Source organism: Erythrobacter sp. CCH5-A1 (genome assembly GCF_001557115.1).
Taxonomy (GTDB): Bacteria; Pseudomonadota; Alphaproteobacteria; order Sphingomonadales; family Sphingomonadaceae; genus Erythrobacter.
On record NZ_LSKQ01000138.1, the window covers coordinates 1 to 25,736 of the forward strand.

Genomic DNA, 25,736 nt, shown 5'->3' on the forward strand with positions numbered 1-25,736 from the left:
CGCTTCCCATTGGCCTAACAAATAACGGCCAAGCACAAAATTCCTTACAGTCCCTCTGCCGGGCGAACTGGTGCTCGAACCTTCTGCAGGCACGGGACTGCTGGCCATCCAAGCTGAACTGGCAGGATGCAGATTGGCAATGAACGAAGTCGCCGACGTGCGTGCCGCCCTGCTTGGCAACCTGTTCGCAGGCTCGCCCCTGTCCATGCACGACGCCGCACAGATCCACGACCGGCTCGATGCTGGCGTGGTGCCGAGTTGCATCATCATGAACCCGCCGTTCTCGGCAGCGCTGAATGTTGATTCACGTGTGGCCGATGCAGCCATCCGGCATCTGTCATCAGCAGTGGCGCGGCTTGCCGACGGTGGACGGCTCGTCGCGATCACGGGGGCCAACTGCGCGCCAGATCACAAGGCATGGCGTGATGGTTTCGTCCGGATGCAGGACAACGCCCGGGTCGTGTTCAGCGCGGCGATAGCGGGCAGCGTGTTCGCACCGCACGGCACCTCGGTCGAAACCCGGCTGACCGTTATCGACAAGGTTCCCGCAGACAATCCAGCACAATTTCCGGCATCGCGAGGCATGGCTCCCGATCTTGCGACCTTGCTGCGCTGGTTGGCCGACAGCCTCCCGCCACGTCAGCCCATCTCCGCATCAGCTCTTCAGCCACTGGTAGCTGCCCGCAATTCACAAGCGATCAAAGCCAGCCCAAGGCCTAAACTGGCTACAGCCCCGATCCCTGCAATATGCGGCGTGCCGCTCGACTATGATGTGATCGACTGGTGTCCTCCAACCGACGGCAAGCTCTCCGAATCGCTCTATGAGCCCTACTCGCTCCAATCGATCCGCATCGCTGGCGCTCAGCCACATCCGACGCGCCTCGTCCAATCCGCGGCGATGTCCTCGGTCGCGCCGCCCAAGCCGAGCTATCGCCCGCATCTGCCCGCTGGTCTCGTCGAACAGGGATTACTGTCGGATGCCCAGCTCGAATCGGTCATCTATGCGGGCGAGGCCCATGCCGACCATCTCGCCGGCAGCTGGTCCGTCGATGCAACCTGGGACAGGGTGGAAGCTGCGCCCGATGACTGCGACACGGCCGTCCGGTTCCGCAAGGGCTGGTTCCTCGGCGATGGCACCGGCGCTGGCAAAGGGCGTCAGGTCGCAGGGATTGTGCTCGACAATTGGCTCAAGGGCCGAACGCGCGCGGTCTGGATTTCCAAGTCCGACAAGCTGCTCGAAGATGCGCAGCGCGACTGGAAAGCTCTGGGGCAAGAGCCCTTGCTGGTCACCCCGCTCGCCCGGTTCCGTCAGGGCACACCCATCCGGCTCGAGCAGGGCATTCTTTTTACAACCTATGCCACGCTACGCTCCGACGCGCGCGAAAACCGGGTTTCGCGCGTCCAACAGATCGTCGATTGGCTGGGGACCGACTTCGACGGTGTCATTGTCTTCGACGAAAGCCATGCCATGCAGAATGCCGGTGGCGGCACATCCAAACGGGGCGATTGCGCCCCCTCGCAGCAGGGACGTGCCGGACTGCGCCTGCAGCATGCGCTTCCCAACGCCCGCATCCTCTATATCTCCGCGACGGGCGCGACGACGGTCGAAAACCTAGCCTATGCCCAGCGGCTTGGCCTCTGGGGTGGTGCGGACTTCCCGTTCGACAAGCGCACCGATTTCATCGCAGCCATTGAAGCAGGCGGGGTCGCAGCGATGGAGGTGCTCGCCCGCGACCTGAAAGCCCTCGGCCTCTATGCCGCCCGTTCGTTGTCCTATGAGGGCGTCGAATATGAGCTGATCGAGCACCAGCTCACCCCTGACCAGGTCCGCATCTACGATGCCTATGCCGGAGCGTTTCAGGTCATCCACAATAACCTGGACGCCGCGCTGGAAGCCGCCAACGTCACGAGCAGCGAAGGCACGCTCAACCGCTATGCCAAGTCGGCAGCCCGTTCCGCATTTGAATCCGCCAAGCAGCGCTTCTTCAATCACCTGATCACGGCGATGAAGACGCCAACGCTGATCGCCGCGATCGACCAGGGCCTTGCCGATGGCCACGCCGCCGTGGTGCAGATCGTCTCGACGGGGGAAGCGCTGCTGTCGCGCCGCCTCGCCGATATCGATCCGGGCGAGTGGAACGACGTTCAAATCGACATCACGCCCCGCGAATACGTTCTGGACTATTTGCTCCACAGCTTCCCGACCCAGCTTCATGAAAGCTTCACCGACGGTGATGGCAATCTCGCGTCGCGCCCGGCCTATGACGAAAACGGTAATGTCGTGCAGTGCCGCGAGGCTATTGAACGGCGCGACCGGCTGATCGAGCAACTGGCATCGTTGGAACCGGTGCAATGCGCACTCGATCAGATTGTCCAACGGTTCGGGACAGATATGGTGGCCGAGGTGACCGGCCGTTCGCGCCGGATCGTCCGCAAACTCGATGCCAATGGGGACCGGCTCGCCGTCGAGAACCGGCCAGCCCATGCCAACCTCGCCGAAGCGCAGGCGTTCATGGAGGACCGCAAGCAGATCCTTGTCTTCTCCGATGCCGGTGGCACAGGACGCAGCTACCATGCCGATCTGGGCGCGAGAAACCAGCGGCTCCGCCATCACTATCTCCTGGAAGCAGGCTGGAAGGCCGATGCCGCGATCCAGGGCCTGGGCCGCACCAACCGCACCAATCAGGCGCAGCCGCCGCTATTCCGGCCGGTGGCCACCAATGTCCAGGCCGAGAAACGCTTCCTCTCAACAATCGCGCGGCGGCTCGACACTCTGGGTGCAATCACGCGCGGACAGCGGCAGACCGGTGGTCAGGGGCTGTTCCGCCCCGAGGACAATCTCGAAAGCTCCTATGCCCGCGATGCCCTGCGCCAGCTCTATGTGCTGATCTATGCCGGAAAGGTCGAGCAGTGCTCGCTCGCCACCTTCGAGAGCATGACCGGCCTGTCGCTGACCGACGGAAGCGGGTGCCTCAAGGACGAACTGCCGCCAATCACGACCTTCCTGAACCGGCTACTGGCACTCACCATCGAGATGCAGAATGTGCTGTTCACGGTGTTTGAGCAGTTGCTCAGCGCTAAGGTCGAAAGCGCAATTGCGGCGGGCAGTTACGATCTCGGGCTGGAAACGCTCACCGCAGATAGCTTTACCATCACAGCCAGCGAACCGATCTACGTCCATCCGGCCACGGGCGCAGAGACCCGGTTGCTCAGCATTGCAATGCAGGAGCGCAACCAACCCGTGCCGCTAGAACGGGCGCTCGAACTGCTGCGAAAACCCGGCGCGCGGCTGTTGGTCAATGCCCGCTCGCGGCGCGCTGCAGTCCAGCTGCCCGCCCGCAGCCTTATGCTCGACGATGGCGAGGTTGAGCGCCGCATCCGACTGATCCGGCCGATGGAGCGGCTGAACTTCGCCCTGACCCACCTTCCCGAGACCCACTGGGAGGAGGTGGACGAGCGGACATTCCGGGCAGTCTGGCAAGACGAGGTGGCACAAGTCGATGAGTTCACGACAAGCGAACTGCACATCGTCACCGGCCTGCTGCTGCCGATCTGGAAACAGCTTCCCGAGGAATCAACCCGTGTCTACCGGCTCCAGACCGACGATGGCACCCGCATTGTCGGCCGCAGGGTGTCGGCAGCATGGGCAGCGAATGCGACAGCCAGGCCAGACGTGCCAATCCTTTCTCCACCACAGGCAATCGCATTGCTGCGTGAAGGGCACGCGGTGCTCGACCTTGCCGATGGGCTGCAACTGCGCCGGTCTCGGCTAATGCAAATGAATCGGATTGAACTCACCGGGTTCGGATCGACGGCGGTCGACCGGCTCAAGGCCATGGGGCTGTTCTCCGAGATCATCAGCTGGAAGCTGCGTCTATTCGTCCCTGACGACATGGTGACAGGGTCGGCAGTGATCGAGCGGCTGTTCGAACGGCACCCTTTGACGCGCATCGCCGACCGGAAGGCGGCCTGAAATGGCCAAGCTCTCCACGCGCGCGGCAGAGTTGTCGGAGCGGCTTGCACAGAATGTGCAGGCCGTTTGCCGCCATTATCTGCCCGCAGGCAGGCGTGAAGGCCGTTACTGGATGGTTGGCGATGTCGCCGGAACGCCCGGGCGCAGTCTCTATGTCCGCCTTTTCGAAACCGAGCGCGGCGCGATCGGCAACTGGGTCGATGCCGCAACCGGTGAACATGGCGATCTCGTCGACCTCATCCGGCTCAACCAGCGGCATGGGCGTCTCTCCGAAACCATTGAGGAAGCCGAACGCTTCCTTAGCCTGCCACCATCGGCTTCGGACGATCAGCGCAGTGCCGCGTCATTCGCCATGCCCGCGCGCGCAGGATCCACGACCGCTGCCATACGCCTGTTTGCCGCCTCGAAACCACTGACCGGATCGATCGCGAGCACCTACCTGCGATCACGTAGCATCACACGCGTATCGGACCTGCCAGCCCTGCGCTTTCACCCGCGATGCTACTACAGACCAAATGAGGACGATGATCCAGAAACTGCAGCCGCTTTTCCGGCGCTGATCGCAGCAGTCACCGACAACGACGGCGTTCAGACCGGCACCCATCGAACCTGGCTCGATCCATCCGGCTGCGCGAAGGCCAAAGTCGCATCGCCGCGCAGGGCGATGGGCAACATCCTCGGCAACGCCGTAAGATTCGGAACTGCGGATGATGTCATGATCGCAGGCGAAGGCATCGAAACCATGCTGTCGTTGCGCGAAGTTCTGCCAACCATGCCGATGGCAGCCGCAACATCGTCAGCACACCTCGCAGCGATCTTGTTCCCGCCGACACTCCGGCGACTCTATATCGCGCGTGACCGCGATGTGGCAGGCGACGCGGCGTTTGGCACCCTGACCGACCGCACGCAGGCAGCCGGGATCGAACTTGTATCACTCATGCCGGACCTCGCTGACTTCAATGACGACCTTAGCCAGCATGGCGTTGCTGCACTGACGGAACGGGTCCGCCATCATCTCCGACAGCAGGATCAGACACGCTTTTCCGTCGACATTGGCTGAGCCGATACGGGGTTGGAAGATGGGGCGATGGCCGCGTGCATGGGATTTGAGCCAAGACCTGGCCCAGCCCGGCCTTCTTCGAGCGGCGTCCGAGAGACCGGCTGCCGCGAGGCCGCAATGGCGGTCATGCGGCTATTTTCCGGCGGCGCATCCGCGCCTTTCCATCGCGAACCAAAATAGCCGCCCGCCCGCCATCCTCCGCTGCGCTTCGGTCCATGCGGATGCAGCCTCGCGTCAGCCGGTCAGAGGGACGCCCATGAAGGCCGGGCAAGGTGCCCGGTCCGAAAGCCCCAAGGACCAACGCAATGACCATCACGCCCGATTCAGAACCCGAACACGAAACTTCAGCCACAGCCCATCTCCTCGATGAAATCGCCCTCTACGGCTATCGCCCCTTCTCCGATGAAGCCGATCCGCGACCGCTTCCCGAAGAACGCATCGCCGCTGGCGCCGTCGCCGACATGTTTGATGCCCTCATCGCCACCATGATCGACACGCGGATCGAGCCAGATCTCGAGGACCTATGCTGGTCGCTCGCCAACCTATTTCACCGCGCCGAAAGCCGGATCCAGCGCGAGCTCGACGACAATGAAGACGCCCAGAAGCGCAGCCAGCGCGAGCAGGATGGCTCCGAGGTTAGGTCGGTCGAACTTGAGCGCCTCATCCGCGAAGGCATTGGTCTGATCGAACGCCGCAATGCGATGGAATTTATGCGCGATGCCGCCGGAGACCAGTTCGAATTGCATTTCCGCAAGGCCTGGACCCCGCGCACCGGGTCACTCGTCAACCATCGCACTATGACCGCCGCGATGATCGACAGCCGGGATTTTCTTGCCGCCAAGCGCCGTTCGGAAATCGAACCCATGCTGCCCACCGGCACACGCATCGCGTTCACCTCCGGCCCTGCCTATCAGGATCACAACCGCATCTGGGCTGTGCTCGACAAGGTTCTCGCCAAATATCCCGACATGGTCCTGTTCCACGGCGGCAATCCCACCGGCGGCGAACACATCGCTTCGCTCTGGGCACGGGCACGCAAGATCACCCACATCCCGTTCCGGCCCGACTGGGAGCGGTTCAAGAAGGCCGCACCGTTCCGCCGCAACGATCAGATGATCGAAGCGCTGCCCAAGGCTGTGGTCGCCTGCCCGGGCAATGGTATCAATGCCAATTTGGTCGACAAGGCCCGCAAGCTGGGGATTTCTGTGTGGGTGATTGAATGATCGCCTCGCCCCGATCTATGAAAATTCGCACTTAGCGGCGGAGCCGAAAGCGGGCTTCAGCGGCGCAGGCCACGTCCTTGAGCGGCTGTGATACTAAGGTACCGAAGGGAAAGCGCATAATCCGGCAAATTCAATTCGCAGCCTCATTTTAGTCCAATGACCAATCATTTTCTGATGATTGGAATGCGCCACGAACTGCAAAGCTTGCACCGAAGTTGGAGACGCCTACCGTGCTCGCGTCATGCAAGAGTAGGTCAGTTGGAGCAATATAGGCAAATCCAGGAGGTATTCTGAGTCGGCAAAGCCGCATCCCAAAATCTGGCGCTCGATCGCGGATTTGATCCGTATAGCTGTACCTTAGCTTTCCGCTATAATAGTATTTTTCATAGTCGTCAGTCATAAACTCGTCGGTTGGCGTAAGGCCGAATATGAAATACCTGTCATCAAATCCTATATTAATACATAGTCTATAGAGAGAACCCCTCCTATCTAAAATTGGTATGACTTCCCATGTATCCAAATGAAGCCCAAGGTATTTATCCGTTCTGTAATTGACGGTCGTCGTAATGCAATTTGGAGGATTCTCATTTGCCCCATTGTAGCGCAAATCAATATCACCCCAAATTTCCTGAATGTAAGGCCAAAGTACAGATTCATACCATATTTCGACAGCCGCATTCTTCCTTACATCTTTAATATTCTCTCGTGTGACGCAGCCAAATGTCCACAACGGTTCTGTCACATCTTTCAAATCCATCATTGCAACAAATGGACTACTGCTCGACGGAGCTAGAGAAATTTCCAGCCGGTCGTCAGGCATCGGCAACCTCCATTCCCCTGCGGGGATCAGCGCGCCATCCTCATATGGAACCTCGCCGGAAGGGCAGGCACCCCAGACTTGCTCCACCCCATCGGCAATCGCAATGAAATCATCCAAATTGGATCTAACGAATTTCGGCAGCAAAATGGATACCTGGCTCATGTAGAATTACCACCTGACCTATTTAATCAAATGACTTCATAATTTCATCGACAATGACAATTTTTCCAAACCTACAATATTCTGTCTGCGTGGCTTCAAACGATGCGGTTTCTGCAATTTTATTTGATGGAGACCCTCCACCGCAGAAAAAGAAATAATCGCAACTATCTCTGCACGCCGTTACGCCTTGATTTATTTGTGAAATATCTTGGATTAATTTTGGATTTCTTAGTATGTACTCAAAGCTGTCAGAGAGGACGTTTCCGTAGACGAACGATTGCTCCCCATCGATGGCTATTAATTCCGGAGAAAATGTCGAAATCCCACCGTCCGTGTTGACAGTCACAATCGAGAACGCTCGATTGGTTTGATTGGAATTTATGAAATCCACAGATTGCTCTCCGTGAGCAACAAGATCAAGAATTCCCTTAAATTCCCTAATTTCTAGGGACCTGTTATCATCGACCCATATTCGGAAAAGAGTCTTCCAAAATTCTCTGTAACGAGCTTCGTCACAGGCGTAAATTGATGAGTCTTTGTTTATGCCATCTTGCTCATCTATATTGAATCCGACGGACGTCGGGCCTATAGACTTAAAAAAGCTATAGATTTCACCCGGGAATTGCAAGGAATGACTTGTTAAAACTGCAATTATATGAAATGGAATGCCATTTTCTTTAAGAAGCTGTATTCCGGCAATCGCAGGCGCGTATGCACCAGCTCCAGATCTATATTTTCTATGCAAATCCGTAAGAGCTTGCGGGCCATCTATACTTACACCAACTTTTACGTCATTCTTTATGAAGAAATCACACCAAGTCTTATTTATCAATGTCCCATTTGTTTGCACGTTTAGCTTTACAGACACTCTTTCATTCGAAAGGCGTCGGGCTTCATCCGCAGCATGTTGGAATAAATCAAGCGGCGCCGTAAGCGGCTCTCCAGCGTGGAAAACCAATGTAAACGGCCTATCTTGGGCAGCGCTTTCGAACACACGCTCAAGCGAAGCTGTTATGACTGGTTTGGTGATTTTCTTTTTTGAAGATCTATGAGGTAGGTAGCAATATGAGCAATCAATATTGCAGAACTCGGTCATCTGCAATATGAGCAAATCCACGGGATTGACGTGATTTACCATGATCTAGTAGCCGCATGATTCCCAGTCTTTAAAGTTCGTGAAATCGCGCCAATCATTCCAAGGCCTGGGGTTACTATCTTTCCATTGCGTGAAGGCGTGAATTTCTCGATCTGTGGGGTGAGATTTGCGAGGATCTTCACCTCCTTTGCTTTCAGAATCTATTAACCCTTGCTCGACGAGTTTTTGCTTAAAATGCGCGATCCGTGTGTGCATATTCATGCCAACCCCCTCATTTACTGAGTCAAGCTGGTAGCCTAGCACCACTGCCTAGGTTTGCAAGTGATCCAATAGCTGGGGCTCACTTCATCATTGCTGTCGTTGGGCTTGCTCTGAGTTTTCAGCTGAAGACATCTGTCCCATTTGGAATGCATTCGAACATGCGTGCAGAAGACGACCGATTTGCCACCTCGGAAACCACACCGCTCTCAAAGGCCAATCCGTTGGCCGACCCCAAGCCTCCTTCAATCAACCCGTAAAGGGTCCGCTACGCTGCGCGTGCGGCCACTGCGGCTGCACCTTCGTGGTGATTGCGGCTTTGCGCCGTCTGTCCGGGGCCTGTCGAGCGGGGATGGTCCCTGCTCCGAGACAGGAGCTCGAACATGTCACTCACCATCGCACAGCGTCACGCCTGGAGCCTCTCCCGTACCATGATGGTCTGCGTCACCCTGTTCCACGCCGGTAACGGCTACGCCGCCGTTCCCACGGCTGAATTCGACGGCGATGCCGACAGCGTGATTCACGAATATGACCCGTTCAATCCCTGACCGCGTCAGATTGCGTTGCGCCGCATGGCTGGATGCCCTTCGGGTATTCCAGCCGTCGCGCATCTCTGCTATGAATTTCCTGCACATTGCGCTGCGGTGGAGGTGGAGAGCGCGTCCCTTGCCCTTGGTTCCAAGGAGGACGCCATGCTGATCGGCTTTGCCCTGATAATCGTCGCAGTATTCCTGTGCTGCGCGCTTCTGTTCCGCCTTTCGATCTACGCGCTTCCGCTGTTCGTCGCGTTTCTTGCGGGTTCGGCGACTTACCGCACCGATAGCGGCATTCTCACTGCGCTCGCCGCCGCAGCCATATCCGCGATCATTCTGCTTGCTGCAGCCCAATTAACACTGGCGTTCGCTAAGTCCGACCTGACACGTGCTGCGGTCGGCTTCGCCTTTGCCGCGCCCGCAGCCATTGCGGGCTATCACGCAGTCCACGGCATTGCTGCGGCGAGCATGCCGCCAAGCGCATGGCAACACGCTTTGTCATTGCTTGGCGCTGCGATAATCGCGGCTGCATCCTGGACTCAATGGAGCCGCGCCCGTCCCTAGCTTTGCCATTTTCGAAGGCCCGCCTGGCAGGTGCCTGGCGGGGCTCGCACGGCCAAATCGGCCAGTTCGAGGCAGGCGTTGTGTTCGAGTGGCAGTTTCTGCATCCCTCTTCTTGGGTCAGCTTGGTCTGGGCGTTTGCGCGGTCGGAGCGAGGCCGAGAATTCGCAGCCGGTTTTGAGCTGGCCAGTGGCGGACCGATTGCGCTGATCTCAATAAGGCCCGGATTGGCTCATGGCCGTTGCCGATATCTGCGATTGCGGTGACGACTAGCAAGCACACCGGGTGATGACACCTTTCTCATCGCATTTCGGTCTTGGAAGTCCGGGAAGTGCCATTTCTCCCGGTCAAGTATGACCCGAGCCCAATGCCGCCTCTTCAATGGCCTTGGTTGGCAGGGGATGGCTTCGCCGCTTGATCCCTTGCTGCAACGCCGTCTGCGCCAACTTTCTTCCCCTGGGCGTGCCGCCCATTCCTCGCGAGGCAAGAAAGCCGTCTGGCCGTCGTCCTCCACTGCGTTTCGGCCGTTCCGGTGCAGCGGGCGCAAGCCCCTGCCTTCAACCAGCCATCGAGGCCGCGATGGGCGCGGGTTCGACCAACTTGAAGGAATGCATCATGGCCAACATCGGAACTTTCACCAAGACCGGCAACGAATACAAGGGCGAGATCGTCACCATGTCGGTGCAGCAGAAGAACGTCCGCATCGTCCCCGAAGCCAGCGACAACGAAAATGCGCCGTCGCACCGGGTTTTCGTCGGCCGCGCGGAAATCGGCGCCGCCTGGACCAAGACCTCGAACGAAGGCCGCGAGTATCTCTCGGTCAAGCTCGACGATCCCAGCTTCACCGCTCCTATCTTTGCCAACCTATTCGATGACGAAGACGGCAAGAGCTTCAATCTGATCTGGTCGCGCGCGCGCCGCACCAACGGCGACTGACCGCACAGCCAGCCCCGCCCGGCACCTGCCGGGCGGGGCATCGCCTTTGTCATGGATCTGCTGACGTCGTTTTTACAAGGAGTTCTGAGGCTTCAATGCCGAGCGCTATGGAAAGATGCTCAAGCTTGTCGACCGAGGCACTGTAGCGTCCACGCTCAAGGCTGCTGACATAGGTCCGATCGAGATGGGCCCGATGTGCAAGCTCCTCTTGCGACAGGCCAGCAGCCAACCGATAGCGTTTCAGATTCGCAGCCAGGACCTCGCGCAATTTCATTGCACGAACTCACCACCGTTGCAGAGTATTTAACCACGGAGTATACTCTTCAAGACTGGAATTCGGCTGGGTTCAGCAGGCTGGCAACGCGCACGGGTTATCCGCGAGACGGTACAATTCTCTGCCCGTTGTCGAACAAGCCAAGTTTTTGCCATTTTGGTGGGTCTTGGTGCTAAGAGACTGTGGATGCAGAAACGAGTCGGAACCAAAGGCTCGGACCATGATGATCGTTCCCTTTGAAGACAGCCCGCCTCACTCGAATACGGTAACGCCGTACGACGAGCGCCATTTTGTCACGTATTTACGGCTACTTGACGCCGCCGACGAAGGTGCGGAATGGACCGAAGTTGTGCAGATCATCTTTGGGATCGATCCTGCCCTGGAACCGGACCGGGCGCGTCAGTTCCATGAGACCCACCTCGAACGAGCACGCTGGATGACGTCCCACGGCTACCGACATCTGCTCGTTAAAAGGCAAAGAGGCTGAATTCTCGGACACGGATTGGACCCCTTGCCCTAAACGCTCCGTCAGGATTTCTGCGCCTCCGGGCATAAGCATCCCCAGATTTTGATACTTGCGGCTTACCGTGGGTTAACAAAGACTTGAAGCTTGGCCTTCTTGCCTGTGCTTTGCAGGGGTCTATATGCCCGGTGGTTCGTCATGGCGGTCACCATCGACCGCAGATCAGTATCGCGATCACGACCATGCGGACTTCGCGCAGGAATTCCTGCATCGTAATGCTGATTACCGCCGCGATTATGCCGAAACCCAAGAGCGCATTGCTCGCTTCCCATCAGTCGAACACCATGAAAAGGAGGGCCTGTCCCGGCGATGGGGCTTGAGCTTTCCCCACGGACCCGCAAGCAAACCCCCGCGAGTGCCCGGCACTTTGGTCGCCCAGCGCATCGCCCGACGTGATCATCGTCGAAACCGCTAACCCGGACCTCCCGCTGATGTGGCTGTCGAGTTGGAAGCCGCTGGGAAGGGCATCGACATCCGACGGCAAGCATATCGTTTACACGAGGGGCAGTTGCAGACTGCGACTTTGCGTTCGATACCGAGCCGCCCTGCCCGTTCCCGCCGTCTCGATACCCTGCGATGAGACCTACGAACTGCGCATCGCAGCTGTCACGCGTATGCATCTGATAACGCGCGCCTCCAGCGCCGCATCCCACGGCGCTCACGTCATCACGCACAATCAACGGCTGCGGTTGAGCCGCTTCCTTGCCATTCACGACGCGCTAGGGGCGGGTGCGTCTTCACGTGACGTCGCCTACGGCCTGATTTTCCCCAATCACTGTCCTCTTGTCGGAGCGACCTGGAAAGCCTCGAGCGAGCGGCGGCAGGTTCTTCGGCTGATCGCCCAAGCGCGTAGCCTCGTCTCCTGCGGATATCGCGATATTCTCTTACACCGCTGACCGAGACATTCGGGGTGACAGATTGCGGCACCCCCATTCGGTCACTCCCTGCCCATGCCAATCCTCCGCCAAAGCTCGCGAACCCCAGCGACAGCCCGCTGCTGCTGCCAACCTTCGCCGGAGCCTTGCCATGGATGCCAGACCCACCCCCGTGACTGCACGATTTTTGCGGACGCCTGATGCTGCAGTGCACCTCGGGCTTTCGGCCCGCACACTCGAAAAGCACCGCTGTTTCGGGACGGGGCCGGTCTATCGCAAGCTCGGTGGCCGGATCGTCTATGCCGTGAGCGATCTCGACGCATGGGCAGAGCAAGGGTTGCGGCGGTCAACCAGCGATCCCGGCAAAGGCATCGTCCACCCAGCCAAGCGTCTTGATGGCTACACTCCGCCGGTCCGGCGCTGAGCCACGCCATGCGACGCCTGTCCGCCTTCCCAGCCAAGCCAGCGCAGCTTGACCTGTTCGTGTCCCAGGGCCGCGATATTGCCGCGCGCGACGCGCAGGACCTGATGGCCTGGCCGTTCTTCAGCCTCGCCAAATCAAAGCGAGTCCGTCCGATCGATTTCCGGATGGGCGATGTTTCGATCCTCGTCGAGGCGACAGCCGAACATGGGATGGCGACTATCTGGGACGCTGATGTCCTCATCTGGGTAGCGAGCCAGATCGTCGAAGCGCGCGATGCCGGTCGGCCCACCTCGCGGCTGATCGCCGCTACACCTCACGAGATCCTTGCCTTCACCAGGCGGGGCACTGGCAAAGCCAGCTACGAGCGGCTGAAGGCCGGGCTGGATCGCCTGCAATCGACCACCATCGCGACCTCTATCCGCCAGCGTGACGCGCGGCGGCGGCACCGCTTTTCGTGGATCAATGAGTGGAAAGAGCGTCTCGACCATTCGGGTCGCGCGCTCGGGATCGAGATGATCATCCCTGACTGGTTCTACGAAGGCGTGATCGATCAGGCGCTCGTGCTCACCATTGATGCCGACTACTTCGCACTGACCGGTGGTCTGGAGCGCTGGCTTTACCGCCTCGTGCGCAAGCATGGGGGCAAACAGCGCGGAGGCTGGAGCTTCGACTTCCAGCATCTGCACATGAAGTCAGGTGCGCTCTCGCCGCCGAAACGCTTCGCATTCGAGCTGCGCGACATCGTCCGCCGCCAAGCGCTGCCGGGATACACGCTCACCATCGAACATGCACTCGGCCGCGAACGGCTGCACTTTGTCGCTGTCCGGCCCGACCCGTTCGACGCCGCAATGCGCCGTCTCGGTCTGCGGACCACCAACCATCACCCTGTGGATATGTCATGATGCAGCACGGACTATCAGGAACCGCCACACTCGGACCATCAGGAACCGGAAGTTCGGACTATCGGGAACCGAAACGTCGTTCAAAGCCCCGGAAAACTTCAGCAATTTGCGCCCTTAACTATCCTAACAAAGAATCCTTCGGATTCTTGCTAACGGCTGCGAGCCTGTGGACAAAAAGCGGTGCGACGCCCGAAAGGCCTGCCGACACGAGGATCGGCAATGACCCACAGCTGACCCATGTGACACTGGTCTGGCGCGAGGGCCAGCATGAGGACTGGATCAAATTCGGTAGGCCCATTGCCGAACGGATCGTCAGCCGTAGCGAGCGGATCGAGAGCTATATGGCGGGCCAGGTGTTCGCCTTGGTCCGCTGGGCGTCCAACGACTATGGCACCGTCCGTTCAACCTTGGACGTCGTACAAGCTGTCTGCTTAGGCGAGCATTGCGCAACCGTGCCGCAGGTCGACCCCGGCGGAGAGCTGCTGCTTTCGGTCCATGGCTGGCCCAAAGTCGCGCAAATCTTCCGGCTGATCGATGCCATCGAAGCGTCAGGCATAGACGCCTGCGATGTTGCTCCGGAACATTGGCGACACATCCACAACAGGATGGCGGGCCGACTTACACCGCGTGAATACGGCCCCGCGCGGCACCAAGCCTGGCTCCAGCGCAAGGCACTTCTGTCATGAAACGCCGCAGCATGATATTTGCAGCCGTCGTAGGTTGCGCAACGCTCACGACGTTGGCCGTGCCAGTCGCGCGCTTCGCCGTGTGGAATGCGACCGCCTCGGTCCCCACCGGGCTCTACGCCATCCGTGGCAGGGCGAGCCTGCACGTCGGCGAGCGGGTCGCCATTGAGCCGCCGCCCGAACTGCGCCGCTTGCTCGCCGAACGGCATTATCTCCCGACAGGCATGCCGCTGCTGAAGCGCATCGCAGCTGTGCGCGGCCAGCGCGTCTGCCGTGATGCTTTGAGCATTACGATTGACGGCCAATATGTCGGCGCGGCGCGTCCGCGCGACCGTCTGGCGCGCCCATTGCCAACTTGGGCGGGATGCCATGTGCTGCGCACCGGCGAGCTATTCGTAATGAACCCGGCAGCGCCCGACAGTTTCGATGGGCGCTATTTCGGCGTGCTGCGTCCGACCCATGTCATTGGTCGCGCGGCCCCAGTCTGGACCGATGAGGCGGGCAACGGCGACCACGTCTGGTTTGCCGACCCGCGCGCCGCCGACACTTCCTTACCCTCAACCCAAGGAGATTGAACCCATGCGTATCGGAACTTTTCGTGCCGCCGACGGCGGCTACAGCGGGCAACTGCAGACGCTGTCGCTCAGCATTGAGATCTCACTCGTCCCGGCAGACCCATCGGACAGTGAGAACGCTCCGGACTTCCGTGTGGTTGCTGGCGAAGATGAAGACGCGCGCGAAGTCGGCGCAGGCTGGAAGCATGTCGGAGAGAAGGCGGGCGACTATGTCAGCTTGCAGATTGATGATCCTGCGTTCGCGCAACCGCTACGCGCCAACCTGTTCAAGGGCGATGACAATGGCCATGTTTTGGTGTGGTCGCGTCCAGCGCGGCGCGAAAAGGCGAACTGAGCCATGCAGCTACGCCGCCTGGGCTTCGCCACGTGGGCTGCGCTCGCTATGTTCGGTGCCGCGCCTGCCTTTGGGCAGGACACTGCCGAACCGGCAGCGCCGCGCACCGTCGACATTGCAGTGCACGTCGCCGAGGCATCGCTGCGTTTCGGCATCCCGGAGCAATGGATCTATGCGGTCATGCGGGCCGAGAGCGCTGGCCGGATCGGCGCGGTATCGTCGGCCGGAGCGATGGGGCTGATGCAGCTCATGCCCGGAACCTGGGCGCGCCAGCGCGCTCGTTTCGGTCTCGGCAGCGATCCGTTCGACCCGCGCGACAACATCTTGGCAGGCACCAGCTATCTTCGCGAAATGTACGACAGTTACGGCGCCTACGGCATGCTCGCCGCGTATAATGCAGGCCCCGGGCGCTATCAGGAGTGGCGCGATCGCGGCCGCCCGCTTCCTGCCGAGACCCGCGCTTATGTCGCAAAGATCGCACCTATCCTGCAATCGGACAACACGGCCACTGTCGTCGCCAGCGCGCCAACTGTGCAGCCACAGCGCATTGCGTGGACACAAAGCCGACTATTCGCGGCGCGAACTGCCGCGGCTGAGGCAACACCGAGCGCGGACATCGGCAAAGAAGCGGCGGCTGCGCCCCCTGCTCCGCTGCGTCCGCACGGCGGCCTTTTCGTTCCCGTCTCGGGGAATCGCGACCAGTGATGGGCCTCCTGCGCATCTGGCGCGTCATGGCGTGGCCTGGCGCAAAATTGTGCGGAAGCGGAGTGACAGGAAAGGATGGGTCAGGAGGATGGCAAGATGAAAGCGGAGCCAGCCGCCGAGGTGTGGGGCCGCAGAATTGCGGGATTTTCACAGCCAGCCGCCCTGCCCCATGGCTGGCTCCAGTCTCGATAATTGTCGCAATTCCGCCGTTCAACGAGCCAGCCGCTGTATCGCATCGCTTGACCTCATGAGTGATGACGATCTGGAAATCAGGCCTGGGCGCATCCGAGATCGCAGTTCCGGCCAAGGCAAAGCGCGCACACTCAAAGCCCAACTGCGGGCACTTGCCAACCGGTCAGGCTGCGGCGGCCGGGCGGGTGGTTCCGCATCGCGACGTAGCACAGGTCGCCTTGCCCGAGGCCGCATCGCAAGCCTGCAGGCAAGCTCCCGCGCAAGTCAGCGCCGTGTGATCGTCAAGGCGAGGATCGTGCGGCATCGCGGGGCTCGCTTCACTGCCGCGCCGCTGGCAAAGCACCTGACCTATCTCAAGCGCGATGGCGTGACCCGCGACGGGAAGGATGCGGCGCTGTTCGGCAGCGGCGACGAGACCGTCGACGGCGGAGCCTTCGCCGAGCGCTGCGCCGATGACCGTCACCATTTCCGTTTCATTGTTTCGCCCGAAGACACGGCCGAACTGGCCGATGTGCGGAGCTTTACCCGAGACCTGCTGAGCCAGATGGAAAGGGATCTTGGCACAGGTCTCGACTGGGTCGCCGTTGACCATTGGAACACCGACAATCCCCACATCCACATTCTGGTACGCGGCAAGGCCGACGATGGCCGCGACCTGGTTATCGACCGCAGCTACATCAGCGAGGGCATGCGGGCTCGTGCCGCGCAGCTGGTGACCATGGAACTGGGCGCACGGACCCAGCAGGACATTGATCGAAGCTTGGCCCGCGAGGTGCAGGCCGATCGCTGGACCGGTCTTGATCGCCAGCTGCAAACGCTTGGTGACGGCCTCGGCGGCGTAGTCGACCTGCGCCCCGATCCGCAGCGGATCGCCAACCCGGCCAACCAGCATCTCATCGGCCGCGCCACAAAACTCGAACGCATGGGCCTGGCAGACAAGATTGCGCCTGGCTGCTGGCGGTTGAAGCCAACACTCGAGCAGACTTTGCGGGAGCTTGGCACCAGAGGTGATATGATCAAGAGGATGCACCGCGCCATGACCGGGCACGGCCTTGCCGCTGAAGCGGGTCGATTTGCCCTTCATGATGAAAGGGCGAGCGAGCCCGTCATCGGGCGACTGGTCGAGCGCGGCCTGCACAATGAGTTGACCGGTCAGGCCTACGCCGTGGTCGATGGCGTGGATGGCAGGGTCCATCATTGCAAATTCTCCGACATCGACATGACCGGTGATGCTGCGCCGGGCGCAATCGTCGAGCTTCGCTCCTGGACTGACCGGCGCGGCCGCGAGCAATCCTCGCTCCTGACCCATTCCGATCGCGATCTTGCTACCCAGGAGCGCAGCCGCGGAGCCACCTGGCTCGACAAGCAATTGATTGCATCGGAGCCGCTGCCGCTCGGTCCAGGCTTTGGCAGCGAAGTCGAAGCAGCGAAAACGCGCCGGCTCGATTATCTGGAAAGCGAGGGTCTTGCCCAGCGGCGCGGTGACCGCTTCGCCCTGTCCCGCAATCTGCTTGGCACCTTGCGCGAGCGCGACCTTGCCGACGCTGGTGCAGCACTTTCGCGTGAACATGGCTTGCCACACCGCCAAAGCCGATCATCCGGTGAGATGTCAGGCGTCTATCGCCAACGCATCCAACTCGCTTCGGGCCGCTTTGCGATGATCGACGATGGCCTTGGGTTTTCGCTAGTCCCCTGGTCAAAGCAGCTCGATCGGCATCTCGGGCACTATGTGAGCGGCCAGCCGCGGTCTGGTGGTGGCATCGAATGGACACTGGGCCGAAGCAGGTCGATCGAGATATGATGTGGCAAGCTGACCGGTACCAGTCCAATCTTGACAAACGCACCATGTGATGCGTATGTTCGCGTCAGGAGAAACGACCATGGCAAGCGCAGCAATCACCCATCAAACGGCCCCGGCAGCAGCAGGCCTGCAGACCTTTTCGAGCGACGGCGACCGCAAGCGTCTGACCGGCGCGGCGGTCAAGGCCGTGTTGCGGCTCGTCGATGCCTGGGGTGGCAGCAATGCCGAAGGTGCCGCGCTGCTCGGCGTGTCCGAGAGCACATGGGACCGGATCAAGGCCGGCAAATGGGATGGCACCTTGAGCCAGGACCAGCTGACCCGTGCCTCGGCCTTGATCGGTGTGTTCAAGGGGCTGCACCTGCTGTTCGCCGATGCGATGGCCGACCGTTGGCCGCGCCTACCCAACCGGGCGCCGGTGTTCGGCGCGAAGTCGCCGGTCGAAGCGATGATCGAAGGCGGTATCCCCCGGATGCTTGAGACCCGGCAGTATATCGACGCTCTGCGTGGCGGGCTCTGAGCCGCAGTCTGCGCTGCCGCTGGTGCGTGAGGCGTTCCCCCGCACCATCAGGCTTGTGGCGAGCGCGCGGCTGCGCGAAGCCGTACTCGCGCCGCTGGCCGACGACCCCGACGAGTTGGCGCTGCTCGCCGAGATCGAAGGCGCGACCAGCGGGCGGTTAGTTGCCGAGGAACGCGGGCTTGGCGCACTCAGCCCCGAAGAACTGGTTCATGGCGTGCCTCATGCCCGCTTCATCAATGCCAGCTTCGCCTATGCCAAACCGCGCGAGCCGATGCGCTTCAACCCTGCAGACCGCGGCGCTTGGTATGCGGCGCTGGCGGTTGAAACATGTATTGCCGAAGTCGGGCACCACCTGACTAAGGCACTCGCTGACGCAGGCGACTTCAACGCGGTCGTTGAATATGGCGAAATGCTCGCGAGTATGGCCGGCGTGTTCGTCGACCTGCGCGAGGCAGCGGATCATCCCGCGCTCGATGCCGACCCCGCGACCGGTTATGCTGCTGGCAATGTTCTCGCCGCGCAGGCGCGAGTCGAGGGCCACAATGGCATCATCTACCCCTCGGTCCGCCATGCGGGCGGCACCTGCATCGCCGCACTATGGCCGAATGTCGTGCAGTCGGTGGTGCAAGGCGCGATGGTTCGGCTGACCTGGTCGGGCACGCCGGATTATACCTGGGAGCCGATCTAGCAATCTGCGCCAGCCTGTCCGTTTCTACGCCAAGGGCTGCAAGCCCCAACTCCCCCCTTGCCAACTTCTCCAAAGCTCACCGACGTAAGCGTGAACGATGCGGAGTTGCGCCATGTCGGCTGCCAAAATCCTGTGGGGTCAGATCCTCGCGGTGCTGATCATCATTGTTGCGAGCGTCTGGTCCGCAACCCAATGGACAGCCTCGGCGCTTGGGTTCCAGCCAGAACTCGGTGCGCCCTGGTTCCGACTGTTCGGCCATCCGGTCTATCGCCCCTATGACCTGTTCTGGTGGTGGTTCTCCTATGATGCCTACGCTCCGCAGATTTTCGACACGGGGGGAATGATCGCCACCTTGGGCGGGTTCTTGGCAATCGTGGTGGCCATCGCGATGTCCGTCTGGCGCGGCCGCGAGAACCGCAACGCCAACACCTATGGCACTGCCCGGTGGGCAACCCGCGATGACATCCGCAAAGCCGGATTATTGGCCGACAGCGGGGTTGTGCTCGGACAGTTCCAGAACAACTATCTTCGCCACGACGGGGCTGAACATGTTCTGTGCTTTGCGCCGACACGCTCCGGCAAAGGCGTCGGCCTCGTGATCCCGACCCTGCTGACCTGGTCAGGCTCGGCAATCGTGCATGATATCAAGGGCGAGAACTGGGATGTTACTGCCGGTTTTCGCAGCACGTTCAGCCGCACGCTGCGTTTCGATCCAACCAGTCTTGAATCGTCCGCATACAATCCGCTGCTGGAGGTGCGCCGCGGCCTCAATGAGGTGCGCGACGTGCAGAACATCGCAGACATCCTGGTCGATCCCGAAGGCAGTCTCGAGAAGCGCAACCACTGGGAAAAGACCAGCCACGCGTTGCTGGTTGGGGCCGTCCTTCATGTGCTTTACGCCGGCGCTGACAAATCGCTCGCTGGCGTTGCGGCTTTCCTCTCCAACCCCGACGAGACCATTGAGAACACGCTCTATGCCATGATGGACACCCCGCATCTGGGTGAAGCAGGCCCGCACCCGGTCGTTGCCAGCGCTGCGCGCGAGCTGCTCAACAAGTCTGACAACGAGAGATCAGGCGTGCTGTCGACCGCCATGTCGTTTCTAGGCCTCTATCGCGATCCGGTTATAGCAAAGGTCACCAGCCATTCGGATTGGCGGATCGCCGATCTCACAAGCGGCCGACCGACTTCGCTCTATCTGGTCGTGCCGCCGTCCGACATCAGCCGGACCAAGCCACTGATCCGCCTGATCCTCAATCAGATCGGCCGCCGCCTTACAGAAGAATTCGATCCTGCGACCAAGCGCCAGCGTGTTCTGCTCATGCTGGATGAGTTCCCTGCCCTCGGCCGGCTCGATTTCTTCGAAAGCGCCCTCGCCTTCATGGCGGGCTACGGCCTCAAGGCTTTCCTGATTGCACAGTCCCTGAACCAGATTGAGCGCGCCTACGGGCAAAACAATGCCATCCTCGACAATTGCCATGTTCGCGTTGCCTTCGCGACCAACGATGAGCGCACAGCCAAACGGGTCTCTGAAGCTCTCGGCACGACCACCGAGCAGCGGTCGATGAAAAATTATGCCGGGCACAGGCTCTCACCCTGGCTTGGTCACCTGATGATCTCACGATCTGAAACGGCGCGCGCACTCCTTACGCCGGGCGAAATCTTGCAACTGCCGCAGACCGACGAGGTCGTGCTCTCGTCAGGGGCACCGCCGATCAAGGCGAAGAAGGCCCGCTACTACGCTGATCGGCGGCTGCAGTCTCGAGTGTTGCCCGCACCCGAGAACTGCGGCCAACCCGCCGAGGCGCGCGCAACCGATGACTGGAGTGCTCTGCCCCCTATCGAGCCAGACCCCAAGTCATCTGAAGACGGTAGTCGCAGGATCGATCCTGCCAATGGCGGCTTGCGGCGCGAGCCTGACCTGCCCGAACATGTCGAAGTGGTTGCGCGGCCCAAGTCTCCTGCAGCGGAATTCGACTTTGCCGAATCTGACGGCGCAGACACAGACCAATCAGCCGCAAACAACGACCACATCCGGCGCACTATGGAGCGCGGCGCCCGACAGGCCTCGCTCGACCTCGGCGACGGGATCGAACTGTGAAGCTGAAGCGTACGTTTCGGCTGCCGCCTGATGTGATCGACCAACTTGCCGAATTCGCGATGCGGAGGCGTGTCGGCCAGCCCGATGTCGTGGAGGCCGCTCTTCGGTCATTCATGTCGCCTGACAACCCTGAACAGCTCGAAGCGGCGCTCAGCCGCCGCCTTGACCGCATCGACCGGCGCCTCGGACAACTCGATCAGCAAACCGAGATCACCACAGAGGCGTTGGCATTGTTCGTGCGGTTCTGGCTTACCGCCAATCCGCCCCTGCCCGATAGTGGCCTTGCCGCGGCGCAAGCGCAGGGCAAGGAGCGGTATGAGGGGTTTGTTGAAGCACTCGCGCGCCGATTGGAGGGACGGTCCCGGTTGGGCGATTTTCGACTCTAAAACGACCTCTCCTCCCGCTGATAATTGGGTCGCTCTGCCATTCAGCTAAGCGTTGACGCTGCCAAGCCGTCAACCAAGAGGAGGCGGAAGGGGCATACGAGGCGGAGCGGTGCGCCACATCAGCGCGACTTCTTCTTCCGTCAGGCCGTAGGCACGCTCAACCATGGCCGCGAGGGCGCGTTCGTGGGCGAGCAGTTCGCCGCGCGCGGTGCGGGCGGGTTCGGCGGTTTCGGCAAAGGCATCGCGGAGCTGGCGCAGCTGGGTGGGCGTCAGCGACTGGCGGCGGGGCAAAGCGGCACGGACAGCGGCAATGAAGCCATCGCTGTCGAGGAGGCTGGCTTGGCGGAGGGCGGTATTGACCTGCACATTTGAAAACTCGATCTGAAGCCAATCGGCCAATGACGATTCCGCACGATTTATCGCATCCTGCGATTGCTTTGCCAGAGCTACCAATTCCGCGACACGATCTCGCTGATCATCAGCCAGCGGTGGAATTGGGAAGTTCCTCACGTACGGAATGTCGAGTGCCAACGCCTCGTCCTTCTTGTGCGGGAACTTCTTGAACATGAAGTACCAACCGGTTGGGGCATTCATGCAAACCTGTAGCCAAAGGTCCGTGGTCGGCAATATCAGAGCCGAGTCATTCAGGAGGTTGTCGCCATTATCGGCACAGATTTGCGCGTAGAACGCAATGCGCCGGATGAGTATTTTGGGCTCGTTGAACCGCTCATGATAATCGACGGAGTCTTGAATTTCATACCATTTGTAGGTCCCTGCTTTCCTTCCCGGCCATTCCGCCCCCTTTGTCGGAGGCACCCAGTTCTCCGGCTTGGGTTCCAGCTGAGTGCGGTAGCCTTGCAGATGCCTCAGGACGCTGGGGTATTGTTCAATGTCGACTCCACGCCGAGCAAAGATCATCCACAGCCCTGCCCATTCGGGCGACCAGCGGCCAATATCCTGCCCACGCAGGTAGGGCTTGATGATCTCCGATGCCGCCGGATCGTCACGGACCAGTTGGTCACGCGTCGCAGTATCGATCAGGAAGGCTTCGTTGAAGCCGGTCTTGATCCCGTAAAGCGGGCTGACCCCGGCATATTCGGACAGCGGCACGCCGCGCTCGCGGATTTTGCGCAGCAGCGCGGCGACATCCGGCGGCTCCAGCACCCAGGGCTCTGCTGTCAGGTCTGATCGCGCTGCCCGGTAGGTCGCGGCATCCACCGCCAGCGCCAGCCCTTCACGCGGAACCTCGTCACGCGGGATAACGGCCAGATCGAACTCTTCGGGCACGTCCTCGCCGAGCGGCTTGCGCACGCTGATGACGCAGGGGAAAACATCTGCATCAGGAAACAAATGCTTGGCATGGCCGAAATCGGCGAGGAATTCGATCCAGACATCTTCGGCGAACAGTCGCCGCAGTTCCTCTGCATAGCCAGTCTTAAGCCATTTGTTGGTAACGACATAGCCCATCCGCCCGCCGGGCCGCAGCAGCTTGATCCCCTGTTCATAGAAATAGACATAGAGGTCGGCCGTGCCAGCATAGGTCGAAAAGCTCTTGGCGAGCGCGGGTTTGATCGCGCTGATTTCTTCCTGCCGGACATAGGGCGGATTGCCGATGACGGCATCGAAGCCGCCGGTGCGTGCGTTCCATGAAAGCTCTGCCCAGACACCGGGAAAAGCGATTTCCCAGTTGAAGAAATCTTGCTGCGCCACATGGCCCAGCGCATCACCAATGATCCCGCTGGCCATTGTGCGGCGGCGATCATCGGGCCTGACTTCGGGCATCAGGCTGGCCTGTGCCCCGTCATCGCTATCGCCGTCCATGATCGCTAGATCGCCGCTGGCGATACGGCTCGGGTCGCCGAAGCTGCCTTCGAACACCAGCTTCAATGCTTCGGCCCGATCGAACTTGCGCTCGGCCTCTGCGGCGCGGGTGACGGCGCGGTCGATCCGTTCGATTTCCTTGGCCTTGGCAGCTTTTTCCTTGTCAGTCTTTTCAGGCATGGCGGCGATGCGTTTATCGCCATCGGCGCGGATTGCTGCTGCTGTCTCGCGCGGACGCTTTACGTTGGTTTCCAGCACGCCCATCAGATCGTCCGCTTTGACCAGCGACAGCAGGGCATTCAGCGGGCGGCTCGATTCCGCGACGGTGCCGAAGAGCTGCTTTGATTGGTGCACTTCGGTCAGGTCGGTATCGGTCAGCCCCTCAATGGTTTCCATATGCCGCACGACATTGGCCAGCGGGGCAAGATGATTGTTGGCGATCAGCGATCCGCGCGCCTGTAACCAATCCATTGTTGGGCGCACCCATCCGCCCAGCACAGAATTGCCGCAGCGCAGATGGTGATCGAGGAAAGACAGCGGTGCGCCGACTGTGAAGCTGTGTAGCCAGAGCGAGACCTTGGCCAGCTCAACCGCCATGCGGTTGAGATCCACGCCGTGGATGCAGCGTTTGAGCACCATGCGCCGGACGATGTGGCGGTCCTCGAGCTGGTCCTCGACAATCGGCCAGCCATGGTCGCGCGCGTTGGCTAGGATGGCTTCACGCAGGCCAGCAATGTTTTGAACCAGCGGCGACGCATAGCTATCGCCCGCAATTTCCTCGGCGTCCCCAATCGCGGTCAGCACTTTGTCCGAGAGCCAATCGACCAGGCTGACCAGAAAATGCCCGCTACCCATTGCGGGATCAACAATCCGCAAAGAGAGCAGCGCCATCGCTGGATCATGCTGGGCGAGTTCCGCGCCTTTCAGCCCTTGTCCGTGGGCCGCCTCAAATGCTGCCCGTTTTTCCGCAACTACCGGGCCGACCGTTTTCTCAATAATCAGCGAAACCAGTGGCTCGGGTGTGTAATAGGACCCGGAACGATGGCGGGCCTGATTGTCGGCTCGCGGCTTGACGCTGCGGGCCTCAAGATCTGGCTCCACGCCATATTCGAGGATGGATTCATAGATTGAACCCAGCTGCTGCACCGAAAGATCGCGATAGTTGATGTAACGCAGTCTCCCGTCTTCGCGGCGGTGCGACAGTGCCAATATGACTTCAGCCAACACGGTGTCGGGCAAGCGGATACGCGAGAGCAGCGGAGATTCCGCCGCATCGAATAGGCCACCATTATAGGGCGGGATGCCAAGGCTGTCGTCGCCCTCGGCAATAGCCCCGAAGATCGTTTCGAGCCGCGACCAGTAGGCGTGGCTCCGCTCCAGGGGCTTGCGACCCTCATTATCCAGTTGCTCGATTTCCTGCCGCAGCCGGGTGAGACAATAAGGCGAATAGGGGCCAGTCTCATCGGGCAGAAGATTGCGGTCTTCGGCATAGAGAATGAACAACAGCCGGTAGAGAAGGAACAGCGCGGAGGAGCGCACTTCCTCTGCATAGGCCGCATTGATCTCGGCAGGTCGATTGGGGTCGGCCAAGGGAATCGCTGCGATCAACTTGGGAAACACGTTCGAGAAGACGGTTTCGGCGAGATCCTTTCGGACACGCTCTTCCCAGCGTTTCGTTTCATCAAGCGCGATTAGATGGAAGCTGCGGCCTTGGTCGGTCGGCAGGAACGCCTCACGCCCGAACGCTAGAACGAACAGGCGGAAGGCGTGTTCGGGGGACATGCCGACGTCAAAAAGTTCGGGTGTGCAACCAGGCAAACCGAACAGCTTGCCAAGGTCGATCTCGAAAAAGTCTTCGGCAACCGAAAGCGCGTTTTGGTAATACAGTCGCCAATTTCGCCCGTTGGTCAAAATGCCCCATGGCATCCGGCCTTCGGTAACCACGCTGGCACGCTGCAGGTAGTGCATGATTTGGGTGGACGGGACACCTTGATCGCCCGTGCCTTGCCGATCGAGCGGTCGCCCCCAGCGCTTGGCCTCCACTAGCGCCGAGCCATGGCGGAACCGCTGCCACGGCTCCAGCCCACTAGCGGTGGCATCGGCATCTGCATCGGGAAACAGCAGCGCATCCGGCACATCTTTGCGCCCGCGGACGGTAAGATTTTGCTGAACCGAAATATGATCCCAGCCCAGCAGCCCAAGTAACGGGTAAATCAACTTCTGCTCGGTATCGGCCTCGGTGGGATTTTTGCGCTTTAGAGCGTTTTCCGATCACTCTGGTTCATATCCACAAGATTTGAAGTAATTGGC

24 protein-coding genes are annotated in these 25,736 nt (G+C 60.4%); 20 read left to right on the forward strand and 4 right to left on the reverse strand.

The window, feature by feature from the left end:
- Window positions 1–139 precede the first annotated feature (139 nt).
- The 3 genes from AX708_RS07260 to AX708_RS07270 all read left to right on the forward strand — a co-directional run bounded on the left by AX708_RS07260 (window position 140) and on the right by AX708_RS07270 (window position 6,256).
- Complete coding sequence (locus tag AX708_RS07260; RefSeq protein ID WP_233999621.1) at window positions 140–3,973, forward strand: strawberry notch family protein; 3,834 nt, start codon at window positions 140–142, stop codon at window positions 3,971–3,973.
- Window position 3,974: 1 nt separating this feature from the next.
- On the forward strand, window positions 3,975–5,033 hold the full coding sequence (locus AX708_RS07265; RefSeq protein ID WP_066531873.1) for a toprim domain-containing protein: 1,059 nt from the start codon (window positions 3,975–3,977) through the stop codon (window positions 5,031–5,033).
- 305 nt (window positions 5,034–5,338) lie between these two features.
- Window positions 5,339–6,256, forward strand: a complete 918-nt coding sequence (locus tag AX708_RS07270; RefSeq protein ID WP_066531875.1) for a DUF2493 domain-containing protein — start codon at window positions 5,339–5,341, stop codon at window positions 6,254–6,256.
- A gap of 148 nt (window positions 6,257–6,404) precedes the next feature.
- Here AX708_RS07270 and AX708_RS20355 read toward each other — a convergent pair whose 3' ends face one another.
- Entirely contained in the window at window positions 6,405–7,238 is an 834-nt protein-coding gene (locus AX708_RS20355; protein WP_143146565.1) for a hypothetical protein, read from the reverse strand.
- Between the two features lie 22 nt (window positions 7,239–7,260).
- Window positions 7,261–8,355 (reverse strand): cyclophane-forming radical SAM/SPASM peptide maturase GrrM/OscB, encoded by a 1,095-nt coding sequence (gene grrM, locus AX708_RS19830; RefSeq protein WP_197426360.1) that lies wholly within the window; start codon window positions 8,353–8,355, stop codon window positions 7,261–7,263.
- 620 nt (window positions 8,356–8,975) lie between these two features.
- Here grrM and AX708_RS20360 point away from each other — a divergent pair.
- The 3 genes from AX708_RS20360 (at window position 8,976) to AX708_RS07280 (ending at window position 10,622) form a co-directional block, all read left to right on the forward strand.
- On the forward strand, window positions 8,976–9,140 hold the full coding sequence (locus AX708_RS20360; protein ID WP_156443486.1) for a hypothetical protein: 165 nt from the start codon (window positions 8,976–8,978) through the stop codon (window positions 9,138–9,140).
- Window positions 9,141–9,284: 144 nt separating this feature from the next.
- Window positions 9,285–9,689 (forward strand): hypothetical protein, encoded by a 405-nt coding sequence (locus tag AX708_RS07275; protein WP_072379954.1) that lies wholly within the window; start codon window positions 9,285–9,287, stop codon window positions 9,687–9,689.
- A 612-nt stretch (window positions 9,690–10,301) separates the two neighbouring features.
- Window positions 10,302–10,622 carry a DUF736 domain-containing protein gene (locus AX708_RS07280; RefSeq protein WP_066479338.1) on the forward strand — a complete coding sequence of 107 codons (321 nt, stop codon included), beginning with the start codon at window positions 10,302–10,304 and terminating at the stop codon, window positions 10,620–10,622.
- Window positions 10,623–10,671: 49 nt separating this feature from the next.
- Here AX708_RS07280 and AX708_RS19835 read toward each other — a convergent pair whose 3' ends face one another.
- Window positions 10,672–10,896 (reverse strand): helix-turn-helix domain-containing protein, encoded by a 225-nt coding sequence (locus AX708_RS19835; protein WP_072378565.1) that lies wholly within the window; start codon window positions 10,894–10,896, stop codon window positions 10,672–10,674.
- A 220-nt stretch (window positions 10,897–11,116) separates the two neighbouring features.
- Between AX708_RS19835 and AX708_RS19840 the strand changes: the two genes are divergently transcribed.
- The 14 genes from AX708_RS19840 to AX708_RS07340 all read left to right on the forward strand — a co-directional run bounded on the left by AX708_RS19840 (window position 11,117) and on the right by AX708_RS07340 (window position 21,605).
- Window positions 11,117–11,383, forward strand: a complete 267-nt coding sequence (locus AX708_RS19840) for a DNA -binding domain-containing protein (protein ID WP_072378573.1) — start codon at window positions 11,117–11,119, stop codon at window positions 11,381–11,383.
- 157 nt (window positions 11,384–11,540) lie between these two features.
- Entirely contained in the window at window positions 11,541–11,834 is a 294-nt protein-coding gene (locus tag AX708_RS21090; protein WP_233999622.1) for a transcriptional regulator domain-containing protein, read from the forward strand.
- On the forward strand, window positions 11,812–12,315 hold the full coding sequence (locus AX708_RS19845; RefSeq protein ID WP_072378575.1) for a DUF2285 domain-containing protein: 504 nt from the start codon (window positions 11,812–11,814) through the stop codon (window positions 12,313–12,315). The genes AX708_RS21090 and AX708_RS19845 overlap by 23 nt, the downstream gene beginning before the upstream one ends.
- Before the next feature lie 130 nt (window positions 12,316–12,445).
- Window positions 12,446–12,718 (forward strand): AlpA family transcriptional regulator, encoded by a 273-nt coding sequence (locus tag AX708_RS19850; protein ID WP_066531890.1) that lies wholly within the window; start codon window positions 12,446–12,448, stop codon window positions 12,716–12,718.
- An 8-nt stretch (window positions 12,719–12,726) separates the two neighbouring features.
- On the forward strand, window positions 12,727–13,620 hold the full coding sequence (locus tag AX708_RS07295; protein WP_066531892.1) for a replication initiator protein A: 894 nt from the start codon (window positions 12,727–12,729) through the stop codon (window positions 13,618–13,620).
- Between the two features lie 239 nt (window positions 13,621–13,859).
- Window positions 13,860–14,306 (forward strand): DUF2840 domain-containing protein, encoded by a 447-nt coding sequence (locus AX708_RS21095; RefSeq protein WP_255357981.1) that lies wholly within the window; start codon window positions 13,860–13,862, stop codon window positions 14,304–14,306.
- Window positions 14,303–14,881 (forward strand): S26 family signal peptidase, encoded by a 579-nt coding sequence (locus tag AX708_RS07305; protein WP_066531894.1) that lies wholly within the window; start codon window positions 14,303–14,305, stop codon window positions 14,879–14,881. Before AX708_RS21095 ends, AX708_RS07305 begins: the two co-directional genes overlap by 4 nt.
- 4 nt (window positions 14,882–14,885) lie before the next feature.
- Entirely contained in the window at window positions 14,886–15,215 is a 330-nt protein-coding gene (locus AX708_RS07310; protein ID WP_066531896.1) for a DUF736 domain-containing protein, read from the forward strand.
- Between the two features lie 120 nt (window positions 15,216–15,335).
- Window positions 15,336–15,920, forward strand: a complete 585-nt coding sequence (locus AX708_RS07315) for a lytic transglycosylase domain-containing protein (RefSeq protein WP_233999623.1) — start codon at window positions 15,336–15,338, stop codon at window positions 15,918–15,920.
- Between the two features lie 247 nt (window positions 15,921–16,167).
- Complete coding sequence (locus AX708_RS07320) at window positions 16,168–17,913, forward strand: DUF3363 domain-containing protein (RefSeq protein ID WP_066531898.1); 1,746 nt, start codon at window positions 16,168–16,170, stop codon at window positions 17,911–17,913.
- 79 nt (window positions 17,914–17,992) lie between these two features.
- Window positions 17,993–18,430, forward strand: coding sequence for an antitoxin Xre-like helix-turn-helix domain-containing protein (locus AX708_RS07325; protein ID WP_066531908.1), 438 nt, complete (start codon window positions 17,993–17,995; stop codon window positions 18,428–18,430).
- Window positions 18,417–19,118, forward strand: a complete 702-nt coding sequence (locus AX708_RS07330) for an RES family NAD+ phosphorylase (protein WP_066531899.1) — start codon at window positions 18,417–18,419, stop codon at window positions 19,116–19,118. The genes AX708_RS07325 and AX708_RS07330 overlap by 14 nt, the downstream gene beginning before the upstream one ends.
- A gap of 112 nt (window positions 19,119–19,230) precedes the next feature.
- Window positions 19,231–21,219 (forward strand): conjugal transfer protein TraG, encoded by a 1,989-nt coding sequence (locus AX708_RS07335; protein ID WP_066531901.1) that lies wholly within the window; start codon window positions 19,231–19,233, stop codon window positions 21,217–21,219.
- Entirely contained in the window at window positions 21,216–21,605 is a 390-nt protein-coding gene (locus AX708_RS07340; protein WP_066531904.1) for a CopG family transcriptional regulator, read from the forward strand. The genes AX708_RS07335 and AX708_RS07340 overlap by 4 nt, the downstream gene beginning before the upstream one ends.
- 69 nt (window positions 21,606–21,674) lie before the next feature.
- On the opposite strand, the gene AX708_RS07345 is transcribed toward AX708_RS07340, so the two are convergent.
- On the reverse strand, window positions 21,675–25,643 hold the full coding sequence (locus AX708_RS07345) for an Eco57I restriction-modification methylase domain-containing protein (RefSeq protein WP_156443338.1): 3,969 nt from the start codon (window positions 25,641–25,643) through the stop codon (window positions 21,675–21,677).
- Between the last annotated feature and the right edge of the window lie 93 nt (window positions 25,644–25,736).